13 protein-coding genes and 1 riboswitch are annotated in these 19,251 nt (G+C 44.9%); of the genes, 3 read left to right on the top strand and 10 right to left on the bottom strand.

Annotation, left to right across the window (positions count from 1 at the left end; genetic code table 11):
- Positions 1-44 precede the first annotated feature (44 nt).
- Entirely contained in the window at positions 45-1,376 is a 1,332-nt protein-coding gene (locus tag I579_RS11325) for a dihydrolipoyl dehydrogenase family protein (protein WP_010753541.1), read from the top strand.
- Between the two features lie 149 nt (positions 1,377-1,525).
- Positions 1,526-1,620: riboswitch (guanidine-I (ykkC/yxkD leader) on the top strand.
- A gap of 171 nt (positions 1,621-1,791) precedes the next feature.
- Positions 1,792-4,419 (top strand): HAD-IC family P-type ATPase, encoded by a 2,628-nt coding sequence (locus I579_RS11320; RefSeq protein WP_010753540.1) that lies wholly within the window; start codon positions 1,792-1,794, stop codon positions 4,417-4,419.
- Between the two features lie 246 nt (positions 4,420-4,665).
- Here the strand turns inward: I579_RS11320 and lepA are convergent, their stop codons facing one another.
- The 6 genes from lepA to I579_RS11290 form a co-directional block, all read right to left on the bottom strand.
- The gene (lepA, locus tag I579_RS11315) at positions 4,666-6,489 is read right to left on the bottom strand and encodes a translation elongation factor 4 (protein ID WP_371168167.1); all 1,824 of its coding nucleotides are present in this window, start codon (positions 6,487-6,489) and stop codon (positions 4,666-4,668) included.
- A 426-nt stretch (positions 6,490-6,915) separates the two neighbouring features.
- Positions 6,916-7,353, bottom strand: a complete 438-nt coding sequence (gene fabZ, locus I579_RS11310) for a 3-hydroxyacyl-ACP dehydratase FabZ (protein ID WP_010753538.1) — start codon at positions 7,351-7,353, stop codon at positions 6,916-6,918.
- An 87-nt stretch (positions 7,354-7,440) separates the two neighbouring features.
- Positions 7,441-9,429, bottom strand: a complete 1,989-nt coding sequence (locus I579_RS11305) for an ABC transporter permease (RefSeq protein ID WP_010753537.1) — start codon at positions 9,427-9,429, stop codon at positions 7,441-7,443.
- Between the two features lie 3 nt (positions 9,430-9,432).
- Positions 9,433-10,194: an ABC transporter ATP-binding protein gene (locus I579_RS11300; protein ID WP_010753536.1), complete on the bottom strand. Its 762-nt coding sequence runs from the start codon at positions 10,192-10,194 to the stop codon at positions 9,433-9,435.
- A gap of 100 nt (positions 10,195-10,294) precedes the next feature.
- A complete protein-coding gene (locus I579_RS11295; protein WP_010753535.1) occupies positions 10,295-11,266 on the bottom strand; it encodes a sensor histidine kinase in 972 nt (323 codons plus the stop codon).
- A complete protein-coding gene (locus I579_RS11290; protein ID WP_010753534.1) occupies positions 11,263-11,952 on the bottom strand; it encodes a response regulator transcription factor in 690 nt (229 codons plus the stop codon). The genes I579_RS11295 and I579_RS11290 overlap by 4 nt, the downstream gene beginning before the upstream one ends.
- Positions 11,953-12,097: 145 nt before the next feature.
- Here I579_RS11290 and I579_RS11285 point away from each other — a divergent pair, with 145 nt between their 5' ends.
- Positions 12,098-13,318, top strand: a complete 1,221-nt coding sequence (locus I579_RS11285; RefSeq protein WP_010753533.1) for a GNAT family N-acetyltransferase — start codon at positions 12,098-12,100, stop codon at positions 13,316-13,318.
- A 350-nt stretch (positions 13,319-13,668) separates the two neighbouring features.
- Here I579_RS11285 and clpB read toward each other — a convergent pair whose 3' ends face one another.
- The 4 genes from clpB to pepT form a co-directional block, all read right to left on the bottom strand.
- Positions 13,669-16,275, bottom strand: a complete 2,607-nt coding sequence (gene clpB, locus I579_RS11280) for an ATP-dependent chaperone ClpB (RefSeq protein ID WP_010753532.1) — start codon at positions 16,273-16,275, stop codon at positions 13,669-13,671.
- Positions 16,276-16,478: 203 nt separating this feature from the next.
- Positions 16,479-17,516 (bottom strand): lysylphosphatidylglycerol synthase transmembrane domain-containing protein, encoded by a 1,038-nt coding sequence (locus I579_RS11275; RefSeq protein WP_010753531.1) that lies wholly within the window; start codon positions 17,514-17,516, stop codon positions 16,479-16,481.
- Positions 17,517-17,552: 36 nt separating this feature from the next.
- Positions 17,553-17,828, bottom strand: a complete 276-nt coding sequence (locus I579_RS11270; protein WP_010753530.1) for a DUF1294 domain-containing protein — start codon at positions 17,826-17,828, stop codon at positions 17,553-17,555.
- A gap of 185 nt (positions 17,829-18,013) precedes the next feature.
- Positions 18,014-19,243: a peptidase T gene (pepT, locus tag I579_RS11265; RefSeq protein WP_010753529.1), complete on the bottom strand. Its 1,230-nt coding sequence runs from the start codon at positions 19,241-19,243 to the stop codon at positions 18,014-18,016.
- Between the last annotated feature and the right edge of the window lie 8 nt (positions 19,244-19,251).

Raw genomic sequence — 19,251 nt, 5'->3', positions numbered from 1 at the left:
TTTGCGAAACAAATGGTATGGTAAAAAGAAAGGAGGCGAATCAGATGGATTTTGATGTATTATTTTTAGGCAGTGGCCAAGGTGCTTGGAATGGTGCCATTCCCATGGCTAAAGCCGGGCTGCGGGTAGGGGTTATTGAGGAAGGATTATTTGGTGGTGTGTGTACCAATCGGGGCTGCAATGCCAAAATCACCTTGGACCGCCCTGTTGATTTACTCAGACAAATCGAAGCGCTACAAGGACAAGGCATAACAGGATTTCCCCAATTAGACTGGGCCGATTCCATGGCTCATAAACACGGGGTAATCGATCAATTAGCTGCCGCCAACAAGCAAAAGCTAGAAGATGCCGGTGTCAAAACAATCATTGGCCATGGTGTCTTTCAAGATGAACACACCCTTGTGGTGGAAAAGAAAAGCTATACCGCTGAAAAAATCGTGTTAGTCACCGGACGGCTGCCTCATCGAATGGCTATTCCAGGCAGTGAGTTCTTTCACGACAGCACGGATTTTCTGGCCATGCCTCAAATGCCTAAACGAATCACCTTAATTGGCGGTGGCTATATTGCCATGGAATCCGCTACGATGGCGAATGCTTTTGGCGCCGATGTGACGGTTATTTTACGGGGCCAAGAAGTACTTCGGGACTTTTATCCCCCTTATGTCAAAGAAGTCGTCAAAGATTTGACAAACCGCGGGGTGAAATTCCACTACAACGAAACCATCCAGGAAGCCCGGCAAACAAGCCAAGGAATTGAATTAGTAGGAGCAAACGGCTATCGACATCTGACCGATTATGTACTAGATGCCACAGGGCGCCTTCCCCGGCTCGAAGGGATGAACTTTGAAGGCATTGGCTTGGCCACCACTCCTGAAGGAATTCCCGTCAACGACTACTTGCAAACGAATTTACCTCATATTTATGCCACCGGGGATGTCTTGGTGAAGTCTGTTCCGAAAATCACACCGGTAGCGGCTTATGAATCCCAATACCTCGCTCGGCTATTTACCGGGAAAACCAAAGAAGCCATCCAGTATCCGATTATCGCGCAAACGGTTTTCACTTCTCCGCGAATCGCCACAGCCGGTGTTACGCCTATGGACGCATTGGCCAATCCCGATCGCTACACCCTGACTTCTGTGGACTATGGCGCCAAAGACTGGTTTCATCAAGTGGGCAATGATCCCTTAAATCTGATTACCTTTGTCCATGATCAAGAGGGCTATTTAGTCGGCGTAACAAACGTCGGGCCCGATGCGGTAGAAACAGTGAATGGCCTCTTAGATGTGATGAATCAGCACATCAAGGCCCCGGATCAGGAAGAATTGATCTACATCTTCCCAAGTATCGCCCATTCTTATATGAAATATATTTAAGCGCTAAAGACGGGAGATTCGATCTATTGTCCCCTACTCCCCCCACGGATTTTGAGAAAAGGCACGAGTTTCACTACCCGGACTTGGGACAGTGCATTGCTAAAAGTTAACCGGAAAAACTAGCTGTGCTACACTCGAATGAATTTCATAAAAAAGTTTTCTAGGGTTCCGCAGTCTAACTGGTCTGGTCCGAGAGAAAACACACAAGTAATTGTGTACACGGTAGGATAAAAGCCTAGGAGTTTTCAAAAACTCCTAGGCTTTTTTTATGTCTAGTAACTAGTCAAAAGACCAGCGACAGTTGATTCTATATCCGTTTCATTTCCCCGTGGCAATCAAATTTTTATTCTTTTTTTCCACTCTATAGTATGCTTATCGAGAAAGCGTTGTCATTTATGCGAAAGGAGGATTTTTTATGAAGTGGTATCAACTGGATCAGTCCCAATTGATTGAGCAACTGGCTACCTCTGAATCAGGATTGCCTCCAGCGGTCCGGCAAAAGCGTCTGGAACAAGGAAAAAATGTCCTCACCGGAGAAAAAGAAACCAGCAAACTTCAAAAGTTTTTCAGTCATTTTCACGATTTACTGATTTACGTCTTACTTGCTTCTGCAGTATTAAAAGGAATTTCTGGCGATTTTATCGATATGTCGATTATCCTATTTGTCGTCGTGATCAATTCACTTATCGGCTATCTTCAAGAAGCAAAAGCCACCGATTCTTTAAAAAGTCTCGGGGACATGATGAGTGCCTCTGCCGTAATCCTCAGTGAAGGAGAAAAGCAAGTCGTGCCAGCCGAAACCCTCGTTGCCGGAGATGTGGTTTATTTGAATCCCGGGGATATTGTTCCTGCCGACCTCCGCCTGTTTACCGCCTATAATCTCGTAGTGGAAGAAGCCATTTTGACTGGGGAATCAACGCCCGTGGAAAAACACAGCAGTCCGATTGCCGCCATGGTCGACCTGGGGGATCAAACCAATCTGGTTTTCTCGGGAACCTTAGTTACCAGTGGCTCCGGTAAAGGGTTCGTAGTGGAAACCGGCGATGCTACGGAAATCGGTAAAATCAGTCAGCATCTAAAAAACATCGAAGACACAGAAACACCTTTGATTAAGAAGATGAAAATTCTCAATAAACAAATCTTCTACTTACTAATCGGCTTAATCGTTGTCCTGACGATTTTTAGCCTGCTATTTCGGGATTTTACCGGCGACGAATTGCTGTCTTCGATGATTGCCTTAGCCGTGGCGGCAGTGCCGGAAGGATTACCCGCCGTTTTATCCATCATCCTCTCTGTGGGCGTCGGCAGAATGGCTCAAAAAAAGACCATTATCAAGAAAATGCCCGCAGTGGAAACCTTAGGCAGCATGGGAATCATTTGTTCCGATAAAACCGGTACTTTAACCAAAAACGAAATGCATGTTGTGGCAACAGTCACCGCAGAAGGTGTGGAAACGGTTAGTCAAAAGAATGACGAAACCTACCAACAAGAACTCTTGGAAGCAGAAACAAATCCCCTTTTACGCAAACTGATTGAAGTCGCTCTTTATTGTAATGACACCAAAATCACCTACAAAAACGGCCAACGAGAAATCATCGGCAACCCCACAGAAGGCGCACTTTTAGACTGGGCCAACCACCTCGCTTTGATTGAAGATGAACACGACATCAGCAAAATCCCCTTTGATTCAGCTTACAAGTACATGGCAACCCTAGTAGAAGTAGACCACCGGCGCTTTATTTATCTAAAAGGTGCCCCGGATGTCTTATTGCAAATGGTGAGCAACCAACTCCATGAAGACGGCCTTAAGCCCTTTGTGAAAGACTATTGGCAAGAAAAAATTCAACAACAAGCCCAAAAAGGCCAACGAGTCCTAGCGGCAGCGTTTAAAAAAGTCTCTTCCAATCAGGAGGTCCTGAGCCACGAGGACTTGCAACGAGATATGACCTTAGTTGGCTTGTACGGTATCATCGACCCGCCTAAACCAGAGGCCATTCAAGCGGTAGCCACTAGTCAACAAGCTGGCATTCAGGTCAAAATGATCACCGGAGATCACAAAGACACCGCCATGGCGATTGCCCAAGAAATCGGGCTGAAACGGGCTCATCAAGCGGTGGAAGGAAAAGATATTGAGCAGATGTCCGACGAAGAACTTGCCCAGATTGTTTTGCAAAACGACGTCTACGCCCGGACCACCCCAGAGCACAAACTCCGCCTTGTCCACGCAATTCAAAAGAATGGGTACATCGTGGGCATGACCGGGGATGGCGTAAACGATGCTCCCGCCTTGAAACAAGCGGATATCGGTATTGCCATGGGGATCAAAGGAACCCAAGTAACCAAAGATGCCGCGGATATGGTCTTAGCCGATGATAATTTTGCGACCATTACCGCCGCTGTTAAAGAAGGACGACGGGTTTACGACAACCTAAAGAAAACCATTTACTTTTCCCTGCCCACAGCCTTTGCCCAAGGATTGTTAGTGGTGGTTTCCATTCTATTGGATCGACCATTGCCTCTTTCATCCGTTCAAATTCTATGGCTAAACATGGTCACGACCATTACCCTTTCTTTTGCTTTAGGCTTTGAGCCTCTAGGAAATGACCGCATGAGTGACCCACCTCGAGATCCGAACCAAAACATTTTGAATGGGTACGCGGTATTTCGGATTGTTTATGTTTCCATACTACTTGCGGTGCTAGGCTTTGTGGTCAATGATTTTCTAGCAAATCGTGGTGCCACAGAAGCCGTTATGCAAACCACGCTCATTATGACCATCGTCTTTGGCCAAGTTTTCTATATGATTAACTGTCGGGAAATCAAGGACTTCTCAATCAACTCACAAATTCTGCACAACAAAGTGCTTTGGATCTCCCTATTGGTCTTGCTGATTTTGCAAACTCTCCTGATTTACGCACCCTTTATGCATACCATCTTAGGTACAGCCACCATCAGCCTTAGCCAAATTGGCTTGTCTCTCCTAGCAGGAATCTTACTCTTTTTAGTCGTAGAAGGTGAAAAAGCGCTTACTAGAAACCGGTGAGTGAGGAGTGTTTATTGTAGTTTTTAATAGTTGGTGTTGGTGCTCTTTTATGGGTAGGAACACCGACTATTTTTTTGATAAAAATGCTTATCATTTTCGTCTAGGATTTTTCCTTAATAAAGTGACTAAAATGAAGTATCAAAATTGTAGATAAAAAATCTCCGCCCAAATTTTTTTCTGGGCGGAGATTGGGCGGAAGTCTTCTTGAAAACAGCCTTTTTATTTCACTTATTTTCAAACAAACCCTTATTTCTTCTTAGGTTCGTCCTCATCCATTTTCAGAACAGCCATGAAGGCTTCCTGTGGTACTTCCACTGAGCCAATTTGCTTCATACGCTTTTTCCCTTCTTTTTGCTTTTCCAGGAGTTTGCGTTTTCGAGAGATGTCCCCGCCATAACACTTGGCTAAGACGTTTTTCCGCAAAGCTTTGATATCGGAGCGAGCCACGATTTTCTGACCGATAGCCGCTTGGATTGGTACTTCAAATTGTTGGCGAGGGATTAGCTGACGTAATTTTTCTACGATGGCTTTACCCCGTTCGTAAGCGAAATCTCGGTGCACAATAAAGCTTAAGGCATCGACTTTTTCGCTATTTAGCAAGATATCCATCTTCACTAGCTTGCTGACCCGATAGCCGGACATATCATAGTCAAAAGATGCGTAGCCTTTAGTGGAAGATTTCAACTTATCAAAGAAGTCAAAGACGATTTCTGATAATGGAATTTCATAGACCACGTTTACCCGGTAATCATCTAGGTAGTCCATGGTCACAAACTCCCCGCGTTTTCGTTGAGAAAGTTCCATAACGGCCCCTACGTAGTCGTTTGGCACCATGATTTGGGCTTTGACAAACGGCTCTTCCACACTTTGAATGGTGACTGGGTCTGGGAAGTCGGCAGGATTGTCCACTACGACCATGGAGCCATCGGTTTTATTCACATGATAAATAACGGATGGTGCGGTGGTAATCAATTCTAAATTGAACTCTCGCTCTAAGCGTTCTTGGACCACATCCATGTGCAAGAGGCCTAAGAACCCACAGCGGAAACCAAAGCCTAGTGCTTGGGAAGTTTCTGGTTCAAATTGTAACGCTGCGTCGTTTAGTTCCAGTTTTTCTAGGGCTTCTCGTAAATCGTTGTAGCGGGAATTGTCGATAGGATACAAGCCGCAGAAAACCATTGGATTCATTTTCCGGTAGCCAGGGAGGGCTTCTGCCGCCGGATTGTCCGCCAACGTTACGGTATCCCCTACGCGAGTGTCTGCCACGGTCTTAATCGCCGCGGTTAAATAACCGACATCTCCTACCATTAAATAATCCCGTTGAATGGCTTTGGGAGAGAAGACACCGACTTCTGTTACTTCAAAAGTCTTGCCGTTACTCATTAACTGAATCTTGTCTCCTGGGCGCACGACACCTTCCATGATCCGGATATTCAAGACCACCCCACGATAGCTATCGTAAATGGAGTCAAAGATCAACGCTTTCAGCGGCGCTTCCAAATCTCCTGCTGGTGCGGGCACGTATTCTACGATTTGTTCCAAGATTTCTTGGATACCGATACCGGCTTTGGCACTGGCTAAGACCGCTTCGGAAGCATCGATACCGATGACATCCTCGATTTCCTTGCGCACCCGTTCTGGATCTGCTGCGGGTAAGTCGATTTTATTGATCACAGGGAGAATTTCCAAGTCATTGTCCAAGGCTAAATAAACGTTGGCCAAAGTTTGGGCTTCAATCCCTTGGGCTGCATCCACCACCAAAACTGCCCCTTCACAGGCCGCTAGACTGCGGGAGACTTCATAGGTGAAGTCCACGTGTCCTGGAGTGTCGATTAAGTGAAAGACGTATTCTTCGCCGTTTTCGGCCGTATAATTCAATTCCACCGCATTGAGTTTAATGGTGATGCCTCGCTCCCGTTCCAAATCCATGGAATCAAGAAGTTGGGCTTGCATTTCCCGGGAAGACACGGTATGGGTCAATTCCAAGATGCGGTCCGCTAATGTGGATTTTCCATGGTCGATATGGGCGATAATGGAAAAGTTACGAATACGCTCTTGGCGTTGTTTCATTTCTTCTAAGTTCAAATTGATTCCTCATTTCCTAATGTTCAGCCTTCTTATTATACCAACGATTCCGCGGAAATTAAAGACATTTCCATGGGACAAGAAAAACCAGAGACTTTTTGTGGCAAGTACCTTCGTGGCGTTCCTCTTTGTGTTAGCTTTTCTGTCATAGAAAAGGTAGCCTGACACATTTTTTTCGGAGATTCCGAATAATTGCTATTTTCTCTATCAAACCCAGTGCCTCCGCCTTGTTTTGCGCCTTTTTGTCGTGCTACTGTTGAGTCAACAGGAAGCACCACCTCATTGCCTTACCCGAGTTTTAAACTTGGGTTAAGGAACCTTCCCCTTTTTAAGCCGGCGATTTAGGTTGAATCGCTGGTTTTTCATCTAGCATGATAACGCAAAAAAAGACGGGAACCCCCGTCTTTTTTCTTATGCATCTTGATTGACGATAAAAGTAAACTCCGCTTCACAGACTCGGGTTTCCCCTACATAGGCCGCCGCATCCGCCGTTCCCACCGGGCCTTTCATCTTGGTGATTTCAAACTCACAGTAAAGGATATCTCCGGGATACACTTTTTCTAAAAACTTTGCTCGGTTAATGCCGCCAATATACGCTCGTTTCCCTAGAAATTCCGGGGACTTCAAAATCAAAACGGAGCCGGCTTGGGCCAAAGTTTCTAAAATCAAAGTACCGGGCATTTGCGGTTCATCTGGAAAGTAGCCTTGAAAGAAGTCTTCATTGGCCGTAAGATTTTTTCTGGCGCGTATTTTTTTACCGGGTTCCAGGGATTCCACGGCGTCAATATAGTAAATCGGAAAGCGATTTGGTATTAATTCCATTACATCCATTACGTTTAGTTCACTCATCAGGTTTCCTCCCTTATCACTGAGTAGACTCAGCTTATGCTACCAAAAATAACATAACATGCCCAGAGAGAAAAGTATTTTGCCTGTTTAGCGTTCTACGATTTGGTAGTAACTTTTGGCGGTGATGCGGTAGATGAAGAAGTACAACAGCCCGAATAAAGCCACTACCACCACAGTCGTCAGTAGGAAAAGCTGCCAATTGACCAAGCCAAACAAAATCAAGAGATTGCGGATGATTGGAAAGGCAAAAGCCAAGTGGACAATGGCCACCAAAAGTGGAAAAGCAAAGACCATCAAGACTTGGGTATGGATCACACTTTTGACTTCTTGGCGACTCATCCCCACCTTTTGCAAAATGGCGAAACGATCCTGATCATCTAGCCCTTCTGAGATTTGTTTGTAGTAAATAATCATTCCCGTGGCAATCGTAAAGGTCACTCCAAAGAGAATTCCCAGGAAGAAAAAGCCCCCGGTGATTTGCTTGGAATTCTCTTCAAAAGCATCTCGGGAATTCACGGAAAAACCTTCTTCAAAACCACCGTACGTGTTCGTCAATTCTGTTTCTAGCCCATTGGCAAAGGCCAAGCGTTGGCCTTTGGGTGCCGTAAAATCGAAGCTCACTCGATAGTTGGGCAAGCGATTCTTGGCAAAGTCCGGACCAGCCGTGGCAAACCAATCATCCAGCATGTTCTGAATCGTAGCCCAGTCTGGCATCACGACCAAATAGACGTTTACCATGCCTTCCCATTCGTCTTCATAGCCGGGAAGTTCGGTAAGATTTTCCTTAATGGTAAACTCTTGACCGGATAAATTTATGGTCTTTTGAGGGGTCGGGCCAGAAACGGTGAAGACTAAGACCTCGCCTTTGTCTAAAGTCGGTTTTTCGCCAGATAAGGTTTGGTAATTGTCCAAGTCCGTGAAGGTCACCATGGCCGCATCCTTCATGCTACCCATCTCTTGTTTCGCCACTTGAAACGAGCGATTTGATTTTTGAAGAAACAAAATGGGATCGCTTGTGATCAATTGCTTTTCATTACGCAACGTAACCCCCGCTGCCTCACTTTTTTGGTGGACTTTTTCCAAAAGTTCAGTCGGTTCTTCCTTCATTTCGATTGCGACGTCGGTGGGATAGCGATAATCCAAAATATCCCGCTGACCAAAGTAAAGGCTCGCCGTGGTCGCCACTGTCACCAATACCATGGTGGACAGGATACAAATACTGGCTAACCCCGCCGCATTTTGCTTCATACGGTAAATCATACTCGAGACATTGATAAAATGTTTGGTTTGGTAATAGTAGCCCTTGCGTTTTTTTAGCATTTGCAACAGCGCAATACTGCCAGCCATAAACAAGCAATAGGTACCAATGATTACCAAGATAACTGCCACAAAAAATAGCAATAGCGCATCAATAGGATCTTGAATGGTCACAGAAATGTAATACCCCGCCCCTAAAGTAACTATCCCCAAAACGGCCATGAACCAATTTGCTTTTGGCATCTTTTCCCCGGTTTTTGATCCTTGCAACAACTCAATGGGATTCATGCGCCACATTTGCAAGCAGTTTAGCGCAAATAGCAATAAAAATAAGACCGCAAAAAGAAGAATGATCCAGCCAAGATCGCTAGGATTCACTTGAAAGGCAAAACCTGATTGTAACGCCATAAAGCGGATTAAGAGTAAAAAGCTCAAGCGGGTCAAAACCAAACCTAGCAAAATCCCCAACAGGATTACCAAGGCAAAAGAAGCACAGGATTCCCAAAACAACAGGTGAAACAACTCTCGTTTGCCGAGGCCTAAAATATTGTACAATCCGAATTCTTTCTTTCGTTGCTTCAATAAAAAACTATTGGTGTACAGAGCGAATAGCAAAGAGAAGAATAATATGACCCATTGGCCCAAAGAAAACATCTGGAGGGCTTCTCCTGCCCCGGGAAGTTCTTTCATCCCTTGGTTGGTCACCACCAATTGGACCATGGTATTAATCGCCACCAAAAAGAGCATGGAAAGCAGAAATGGCAAATAGGCCCGTTTGTTTTTCTTCAGATTACTCAGTGCAAGTTTTCCGTAAAACATCCCCTAGACCCCCTTTGTCAACAAAGCGGTCATGGTTTCCGAAATCGTCTCTAAAAAGGCTTGGTTGCTCTTGTCTCCCCGATAAAGTTGGTGGAAAACCAGCCCGTCTTTGATAAACAAGACTCGCTTGGCGTGACTAGCGGCAATGGAGCTGTGGGTGACCATAAGAATGGTTTGACCAGATTCATTTAACCGTTGGAAAAGATCCAAGAGTTGTTCCGAGGTTTTCGAGTCCAAAGCACCCGTGGGCTCGTCAGCTAAGAGTAGTTCCGGTTCCGTAATAATCGCCCGGGCTACTGCCACCCGCTGTTTTTGCCCTCCGGAAAGTTCGTAAGGGTATTTTTCTAATAAATTCTCGATGCCAAGATTATTCACTAGGGGCAACAAGCGTTCTTCCATTTGCGCTACCGGCAAGCGGGTCAAGACTAAAGGCAATAAAATATTGTCCTTCACCGACAAAGTATCCAATAAATTAAAGTCTTGAAAGACAAAGCCTAAGTGATCTCGCCGAAAAGCCGCAGCTTCCTGTTCCTTAATCGCTTTAAAATCGGCATCACCTAAGTGGATACTGCCAGCGGTGGGCTTATCCAAAGTAGCCAGTAGATTCAGTAAGGTACTCTTCCCCGAGCCGGACTCTCCCATAATGGCCACGTATTCCCCTTGGGCCACGGTAAAGGTGATATTCTTTAAGGCTTCCACCGGGGTGGCATGAAAGCGCCCTTGATAAACTTTCTTGACGTTTGCTACTGTTAATAATTCTTCCATAACAAGCACTCCCTTCTCTTTTATCATAAACAACCTGCCTGTAGAAAACTACTTACAAAAAAAGAGCCAAACTTACAGTCTTGAAAGTTTGGCTCTTAGGTTATTCTTGATTGGGAAATTGTTCGGGAAAGGTTAGCGTGACCTTAGTTCCTTGTCCCACCACAGAATCAATGGTCAAAACAGCACCGATTTTTTGGGCCGTCTGCTGGCTTAAATAAAGCCCTAGCCCACTGGCCCGCTGTTGGATACGACCATTCACCCCGGTATAGCCCTTATCAAAAACTCGAGGTAAGTCTTCCGGCAAGATGCCAATCCCAGTGTCACGGATAGTAAGCTTATTTTGACTTGCCTGAATGGTAATCTGACCGGATTGGGTGTATTTAATGGCGTTGAACAAAACTTGCTCTAAGATAAATCGCAGCCATTTTTCATCGGTGATGACCACCTCCTCTAAGTCCTTTAAAACCAGCTGCAAGTCTTTTCTGGCAAAAAAGACCGCATACTTTTTCACCGTCTCTCGGACCAAAGGAGCTAGCTTCACGGATTTTATCAGCAAGTCTTGACTGTCAAACTGGGACTTCACGTAATGGAGCATCATCTGCAAATACTCATTGATTTTAAAGAGTTCTGCTTTCATATCCCCTTTACTCGCCTCGGTGGTTTGCAACATCAAGTCTAAAGCCGCCACGGGAGTCTTCACTTGATGCAACCACAGACCGAAGTCTTCTAATACTGCCTGTTGCTGAGCTTGATTGTGCTCCATTAGTTCTTGCCGGCGAGTGATTTCCTGGCTCAATAACTGACTGTACGCCTCTTCAAACAAAGTCTGGCCTACAGGAGCTACGGTCAATGCTTGGTTGCGACTGGCTACAAGCAACTGATACTGCCTTCTCCAAGGAAAATAGCGAGCCACCAAATACCCCGCTAGACAGGTCGCCGTAAACAAAAGCACGTCCCAAAAAGCCACAAAATAATCGTGGAGCCACAAGGTCCCTCCGGTAATTGCCAAGAGTAAGGCATACATCCCCAACAAAGATGCCTGACTACGCAAGTATTTGCCTACAATCTTCACGACTGCACCTCATTTTCAATCAAATAGCCTTTATTTTTCACCGTTTGAATTACGTCAGCTAAGCCCACGGAGGCAAGTTTTTTTCGCAAGCGGGTCATATTCACCGCCAAAGTATTGTTGTCGATAAAGGCTTCGTTTTGCCATAAGGTTTCGATGATTGCTTCTTTGGCAACGATTTGACCCCGGCTTTGCAATAAAGTCAGTAAAATCCGGGATTCATTTGGGGACAAAGGCAATTGACTTGTCTGGCTTTTAAGCTGATTTTCCGCGGGGAAAAATTGAAATTCCCCAAGCGGATAGCTTACGGCACCTGCGCCATACTGATAGCTTCGGCGCAACAAGGCCTGAATTTTCGCCAATAAAATCGTCAAATCAAAGGGTTTCGCCATAAAATCATCGGCTCCCATGTTCATGGCCAGCACTTGATTCATCTGATCGTCTGCGGAAGACAAGAAAATAATCGGAACTTCGGAAAACTTGCGAATCTCCTGGGTCCAATAAAAGCCATTGTAATAAGGCAAGGCGATATCCATTATGACTAAGTCCGGCACACTTTCCTGTACTTCTTGGGCGATTTTTTGAAAGTCTCCCGGGGATGTCGCCTGATAGCCCCACTGAACCAATTGTTTTTTCACCACGTTCACAATGGTCGGATCATCTTCGGCCAGGTAGATCGTCTGACTCATACTTTTCCCTCATTTCCAAATGCCACAGTTTTATTCATCTTATCAAATAAGCTCAAAAAAGAAAAATCGCCCACTAAAATCAACCCACCATGAAGCTGCGAGAAACTTCTGCTATAATGAAAAAAAGTCTATTGGAGTTGAAATTATGGAATCAGATTTCAGACAAGATCTGGAAATTCGCCCGCTAGGTCCTGAGCACGTACAACAATTCAACGAGCTTTTGGCCTATGTCTTTCAAATCACCGATGCGGATATCGAAGAAAGCGGCTATGACAGCAAAAAGGAAATGATCAAATCTAAACAACCGATTTTGGATTTGTCTAAGGTCTTTGGCTGGTTTCACCAAGATCAATTAATCAGCCAAATCGCCATTTATCCTTGCGAAGTCAACATTCATGGAACGAATTACAAAATGGGGGGCGTCACCGGTGTCGGTACTTATCCGGAATATGCCGGCCATGGCCTGATGCAAGAATTAATTCGATTGGCCTTATCCAATATGCGAGAAGACGAGCAGTGGATCAGCTACCTGTATCCCTACAACATCCCCTACTATCGCCGCAAAGGCTGGGAAATCATGAGTGACAAACTCAGCTTCAAAATTCGAGATACCCAGTTGCCAAAACAAGTGAGCGTGCCTGGGATGGTGGAACGAAAAGCGGTCACGGATCCCGATGTCTATACGGTTTACAATCAATTTGCCGCCGTCAATCACGGGGCTTTAACCCGCAGTAGCTTTCATTGGGAGGAATACTGGCGCTACGAAAATGAGGAAGAACGGACCGCCGCCATTTACTACGATGGTGACGGCAAGCCCCAAGGTGTCCTCTTTTACTGGGTAGCAGAAGAAGTCTTCCATATTAAAGAGATGTTCTATCTGAATCAAGAAGCCAGAAATGGCCTTTGGAATTTCGTCTCCGCCCACTTTTCCATGGTCTACTGGGTCAAAGGGGATATTTACAAAAATGAACCCTTGGCCTTTCTACTAGACGACAGCCAGATCAAAGAAACCATCGAGCCTTATTACATGGCCCGCATTGTGGACGTGGAACAATTCCTAGCCAAATTCCCTTTTACCGCCTTTAGTCAGAGCTTTCATTTCCAAGTGACCGATCCTGTGGCCCCGTGGAACAACGACAGCTTCTCATTGACTTGGTCTGTTGAAGAAGAACGTGCTCTAGTAAGTCGGGAAGCAAAAGGTGCCGCCGTCGTTTTAGACATCCAAACTTTGAGCTGTCTTTTGATGAACTACCGCCGAGCTTCGTACTTATCCCGTATCGAGCGCTTGGCTACCGATCCAAAAACCTTGAAAGTCTTGGAGCAGATCATCCCGGATACAGAAGCGTACTTTAGTGATTACTTTTAAGGATAATTGGGTTAATTGCATAAAAAGCTGTACATTAAGTCATTTCAAATGAAAAACAGCGTACGTTTACCTGTTATTGATAAAAAATCTGATGAGGAAAATCTGTGACAATATGTAAGTCTCAGTCCGAAGAGAGAACATAACCATACGTGTAAAGAGAAAAAGCGAACTACGCTGACTTAGCTTGATGAAATCAAGGTTAGTCAGCGTTTGAGATTTTTAGCAATGAAAAGACGGTTATCTTCCAATGATTTTAATGGAAGATAACCGTCTTTTGCTTGCGTCTCACGTTTGGTATTGTTCGTTCGTAGGACGGTGACTTAACTATTATCACAGCCTCTTTTTCATTTTTATTCTTCCGGTAATGCTTCGTTTTGGAAGACTAGACGATTGTCTAACAAGGTAATCGTCACTTTGGTTTTCGGCATCACTCGGCCAGCAATAATTTCTTTGGCCAGTGGGGTTTCCACTTCCCGGGTAATAAAGCGGCGCAATGGCCGTGCCCCGTATGCCGGCTCGTAAGCCTGTTCCGCAATCCAAGTTTGGGCTTCTTCGTCGATGGTTAAGTAGATTTCTTGGTCTTCTAAACGTTTCGACAGTTGCGCAATGATCTTGGCCACGATGCCTTTCACATTTTCCAGTGACAATGGGGTAAACAGAATCGTGTCGTCAATCCGGTTTAAGAATTCCGGTTTGAAATGTCCCCGCAAGAGATTCATCACTTGGTTGGCCACTTCTTCAGGAATCTTGCCATCTTCGGTTACGCCTTCTAGTAATAGCTGTGATCCGATGTTAGAGGTCATGATCAAGACGGTATTCTTAAAGTCTACCACGCGACCTTTGGAGTCCGTCAACCGTCCGTCATCTAAAACTTGTAGCAAGATATTGAAGACATCCGGATGGGCTTTTTCAATTTCGTCCAAAAGGATAATCGTATAAGGATTCCGCCGCACTGCTTCGGTGAGTTGGCCCCCTTCTTCATAGCCCACATAGCCTGGAGGTGCCCCCACTAAGCGACTGACGGCGTGTTTTTCCATGTACTCACTCATATCGATGCGCACCATGTGATCTTCAGAGTCAAAGAGGTTTTCCGCCAAAGCCTTAGCTAACTCGGTCTTCCCAACACCAGTAGGTCCCAAGAAGAGGAAGGAGCCTAGTGGGCGGTTTGGATCTTGTAAGCCGGCCCGCGCGCGAATTACCGCATCACTGACCGCATCTACCGCTTCGTCTTGGCCGATGACCCGTTTGTGTAAGGTAGTATTCAACTGCATCAGTTTTTCCCGTTCGCCTTCCACCAACTTCGCCACCGGAATCCCCGTCAAACGGCCTACCACTTGGGCGATTTCGTTTTCCGTAACGGATTCTTGAACCATTTTCAAATCATCGTTTTTGGCTTTTTTCTCTAAGTCTTTTAGTTCTTTTTCCAATTGAGGAATCGTGCCGTGGCGCAAGACCGCTGCCCGTTCCAAATCATAGTTGTTTTCTGCGTCTTCCAACTCATGGCGAGCTTTGTCAATTTCCGCCCGTTTAGTGGAAAGACTGTTGACTTCTTCTTTTTCCGTTTCCCACTGCATCTTCAAAGAATTGGCTTCTTCTCGTAGTTCTGCCAGTTCTGCTTGCAAGTTTTCCAAACGTTTTTTCGAAGCATCGTCGCTTTCTTTCTTCAAAGCCGCTTCTTCGATTTCCAACTGCATCAAACGGCGAGTAACTTGGTCCAGCTCTGTAGGCATAGAGTTCATTTCCACGCGAATGGTAGCGGAAGCTTCATCGATTAAGTCAATGGCTTTGTCTGGCAAGAAACGATCGGTGATGTAGCGATCGGATAAGGTCGCCGCAGCTACTAAGGCATTATCATGGATATTGACCCCGTGATGGATTTCAAAGCGTTCTTTCAAGCCCCGCAAAATGGAAATCGTGTCTTCCACGGTAGGCTCTTTCACCAAAACTTTTTGGAAACGGCGTTCCAAAGCTTTGTCTTTTTCCATGTATTGGCGATACTCATCTAAAGTGGTTGCCCCGATTGTGTGCAACTCCCCACGAGCTAGCATCGGTTTCAATAAGTTTCCGGCATCCATGGAGCCTTCCGTTTTGCCAGCGCCTACGATGTTGTGAATTTCATCGATAAAGAGGATGATTCGTCCGTCTGCTTTCTTGACTTCTTGTAAGACGGCTTTCAACCGTTCTTCAAACTCCCCACGGAATTTTGCTCCGGCAATCAATGCCCCCATATCCAAGGAGAAGATCGTCTTGTCCTTCAGGTTTTCTGGCACATCTTTTCTAACGATTCGTTGAGCCAAGCCTTCTACAATGGCGGTCTTCCCAACACCAGGTTCCCCGATTAGTACGGGATTGTTCTTGGTTTTCCGGGATAAAATACGAATCACGTCGCGAATTTCTTCGTCACGACCGATGATTGGATCCATTTTGCCATTTTTCACTTGTTGGACTAAATCCACCCCGTATTTTTCCAATGCTTTGTATTGTTCTTCTTGATTTTGTGAGGTCACTCGATCCCCTCCCCGCATGTCTTCAATATTTTTCCGTAGTTCCTTTTCCGTTAGGCCGTTTTGGACCAAGTATTTGGTTAAGGAATAATTTTTTAATTTCATTAAAGCGAGAATCACGATTTCTGTAGACAAAAACTCATCTTGAAAGGATTGTCTTAAGGTGTCCGCTTCTTGTAACAGGTGGTACAGATTTTGGCTCATGGATTGGCCGTAGTTCACATTGCCCCCTTCAATCACCGGATATTCGTCTAATCCTTGATCGATTTGGTGTTCGAAGGCTTCCACATCCAAGCCCGCATCTTGGTAAAAATTGCGCCCAAAGTGATTGGGTTGCATAAAGATTTTCCAAAGATGGAGGATGTCGATTTCCTGATGGTGACGGGTAATTGCGATTTGCTGAGCTTCGGCAATGGCCTCTTGTAAGGTTGTTGTCATTTTCTCAATATTCATCGACGCATCGTCTCCTTTATTTGCAAATTAACGAGAAAGTAAAGAAGTGAGCAATCTGACACTCACCTTTTTATCCCGATTCTTATTTTATCTCTTTAGTCAAAATTGGTCAAACATTAACACTTGGATTTTGACCTTTTTTTGAAAAAAAAGACGACCGGATTTTTCCAGTCGTCTTTGTTCTTTTAATTAGCCATTTTTTGTTATTTTGTTTCATCGGCTTCTTTGATTTCCTTGATTTCCGAGTGGATCGTCTTTTGCTTATCCACTAAAAAGTACACCAGGCCAATCAAGAACGGCCAAATATAGCTGGCAAAGCGATACAAGAGCATGGAGCTCACCGCATCCACCGTTCCGACTAAAGGCTTAAAGAGGAGCAAATAGACAAACTCAAAGGAACCAATCCCTGCAGGTGTAGGAATCGAGCCGGCTAAAATCACCGCAAAGCACACTAAGCCAAAGCACTGGAAGAAATTCAACTCCGGATGGCTTTGAATCATCACAAAATAAGGAATCGTAAACCAAAAAACCAGCTTCAACAGATTCACCAGATAAATCCGAAAAATCAGAGGTCGCTCTTGTAAGATGCTATCCACCGCTTCTCGTAAGGAATAGACTTGGAGATTGATTCGATCCACTCCATTGCGCAGTTTTGTCGATTTCAAAAACTTATGAGACAGCTTCACAAACCAGACTTGCAACCGCAGACTCAAAGTTAGCCCCAAAAGGCCGATAATAATGACAAACGTCACCACAATCCCATACAAAATCAGGCCAATCAAATGGGGCGCCTGACTGGAAAAAAAGAAAAACTGCACGATTAGACACAGAAAAGCCCAGGTCAACAAAGCCGCTTTGTACATCACCAAGTGCAAGGCCGTCACCCCGACTCCTTGAGAAATCCGCAAGCCCTTTTTATGGTAGAAGTTCACCTCAGAGATCATCGTCCCCGCTCCAAAGGTTACCAAGCGATAAAAAGCCGCGTAGCACATGGCCATGGCCCCGTCAAACACACTGATGGACTTTACAAATGAGCCGGCCATTAGTCGGAGATTTTCCCCTTCCACCACGATGTATGCCGTCCCTAAACCAAGAACTCCTAGCAATGTCAACAACGGTGTCTTGGCTAATTGCCAAAAGATGTCTTTTAAATTGTTTTTCAATAAATATACCAAAATTCCAAAAATACCCAAGATAACAGCGATATTCAAGAAGATTTTTAGCCCCGAACGCTTCTTCATACTCATCTCCTAACAGGGCCGTACCATAGCCCTAGATTAACGCAAATAAAATAATAAGAACAAACTAATCACGATGCCGATTAAAAAGCAAATCGTAAAATAATATTTCTGTGTTTTATGATGAAAGATTCGTTGGCCCAATAAGCCTCCAATTCCTCCACCGGCTAAGCCTAAAAGCAGTAGCGTTTTTTCCGAGATTCGCCAGCTATTCATCTTTGCTTTCAACTTGTCCAATCCCATTAAAGCAAAGAGGCTGAGATTGACCACTATAAGGTACACCGTAATCAAATGATTCTTTAAAAAATCAAACATGGCGCTTCCTCCATTCATCTTTTAAGGATACCCCAAGGAAGTCCGGTCCGTAAAGTCTAAAGAAAAGAGATTCATCAAAAGTCCACAAAAAAGTCAAAAAGTTCTGGATTTAGTGATGCTAAGACTTCATAACAGCAAAAAAACCGTCGCCCACATGGACGACGGTTTTAAATAGCGATTGATTCTTACAGTGCGTTTAGTTCCGCGATTTTAACGATAACATCTGTCGCTTTTTCCATGGCTTGCAAGGAAACAAATTCAAAGCGACCGTGCATGTTTTCGCCACCGGCAAAGATGTTTGGCGTTGGCAAGCCCATGTAAGAAAGTTTTGAGCCGTCTGTACCGCCACGAACTGGTTCAATGGCAGGGGCGATTTCCAAGGAAACCATGGCGTTTTTCGCCAATTCAACGATACTCATGTCTTTTTCGATGACTTCTTTCATGTTGTAGTATTGATCAAACATGTCCACATTCACCCGAGGATGATCGAACTGAGCGTTGATTTGATCTGCTACGGCTTGGATCTTCCCTTTGCGATCTTCAAAGGTTTGGCGATCGTGGTCCCGAATGATGTAAGTCATTTTGGCTGCATCCGGTGTGCCTTCAATGGCCAATAAGTGATAGAACCCTTCCCGACCGTCTGTTTTTTCAGGAACTTCATCTTGTGGCAAAGCGTTTTGGAAATCAATGGCCAATTGAATGGCATTGATCATAGTATTTTTGGCAGTACCTGGGTGAACGTTCTTTCCTTCAATTGTGATTTCTGCTTGGGCAGCGTTGAAGGTTTCAAATTGCAATTCGCCCACAGGACCACCGTCCATTGTGTAAGCAAAATCAGCGCCGAATTGAGTCACGTCGAATTTGTCTGCGCCAGTGCCGATTTCTTCATCAGGACCGAAAGCGACTTTGATTTCCCCGTGTTTGATTTCAGGATTTTTAACCAAGATTTCCATAGCCGTCATGATTTCTGCAATCCCAGATTTGTCGTCTGCACCTAAAAGAGTCGAACCATCTGTTGTGATCAAAGTTTGGCCAGTATAATTTTTCAAATTAGGAAAGTCCTTGGTGTTCAAGGTGTACTTGCCTTCTTTATCCAAATTAATCGTAGAAGCGCCATCGTAATTTTCGATGATTTGTGGGTTGACGTTTTCCGCATTGAAGTCGGCTGTATCCATGTGGGAAATAAAGCCAATGGTGCGCACATCTTTATCCGTATTGCTTGGCAAAGTTCCCATTACAAAACCATTTTCAGCATTGTAGATGACATCTTGTAAACCAAGGTCTTTCATCTCTTGTTCCAACTCATGGGCAAAAGCCACTTGAGTCGCTGTAGATGGCGTGCTAGTGCTAGTGGCATCCGAGCGAGTTTCTGTTTTCACGTACTTCAAAAAGCGGGGTAATAAGTTTTCGTACATCTTGATTC

The sequence above is a fragment of the Enterococcus asini ATCC 700915 genome, assembly GCF_000407365.1.
GTDB classification, from domain to species: Bacteria; Bacillota; Bacilli; order Lactobacillales; family Enterococcaceae; genus Enterococcus_C; species Enterococcus_C asini.
This window is presented reverse-complemented; position numbering and strand designations above follow the sequence as displayed.

Excerpts from the sequence above, each read along its gene's own strand:
- I579_RS11325 (WP_010753541.1), top strand. The coding sequence starts at position 45 with ATGGATTTTGATGTATTATTTTTAGGCAGTGGCCAAGGTGCTTGGAAT.
- I579_RS11320 (WP_010753540.1), top strand. The coding sequence starts at position 1,792 with ATGAAGTGGTATCAACTGGATCAGTCCCAATTGATTGAGCAACTGGCT.
- lepA (WP_371168167.1), bottom strand. The coding sequence starts at position 6,489 with ATGAAACAACGCCAAGAGCGTATTCGTAACTTTTCCATTATCGCCCAT.
- fabZ (WP_010753538.1), bottom strand. The coding sequence starts at position 7,353 with ATGAGTGAACTAAACGTAATGGATGTAATGGAATTAATACCAAATCGC.
- I579_RS11305 (WP_010753537.1), bottom strand. The coding sequence starts at position 9,429 with ATGTTTTACGGAAAACTTGCACTGAGTAATCTGAAGAAAAACAAACGG.
- I579_RS11300 (WP_010753536.1), bottom strand. The coding sequence starts at position 10,194 with ATGGAAGAATTATTAACAGTAGCAAACGTCAAGAAAGTTTATCAAGGG.
- I579_RS11290 (WP_010753534.1), bottom strand. The coding sequence starts at position 11,952 with ATGAGTCAGACGATCTACCTGGCCGAAGATGATCCGACCATTGTGAAC.
- I579_RS11285 (WP_010753533.1), top strand. The coding sequence starts at position 12,098 with ATGGAATCAGATTTCAGACAAGATCTGGAAATTCGCCCGCTAGGTCCT.
- clpB (WP_010753532.1), bottom strand. The coding sequence starts at position 16,275 with ATGAATATTGAGAAAATGACAACAACCTTACAAGAGGCCATTGCCGAA.
- I579_RS11275 (WP_010753531.1), bottom strand. The coding sequence starts at position 17,516 with ATGAAGAAGCGTTCGGGGCTAAAAATCTTCTTGAATATCGCTGTTATC.
- I579_RS11270 (WP_010753530.1), bottom strand. The coding sequence starts at position 17,828 with ATGTTTGATTTTTTAAAGAATCATTTGATTACGGTGTACCTTATAGTG.
- pepT (WP_010753529.1), bottom strand. The coding sequence starts at position 19,243 with ATGTACGAAAACTTATTACCCCGCTTTTTGAAGTACGTGAAAACAGAA.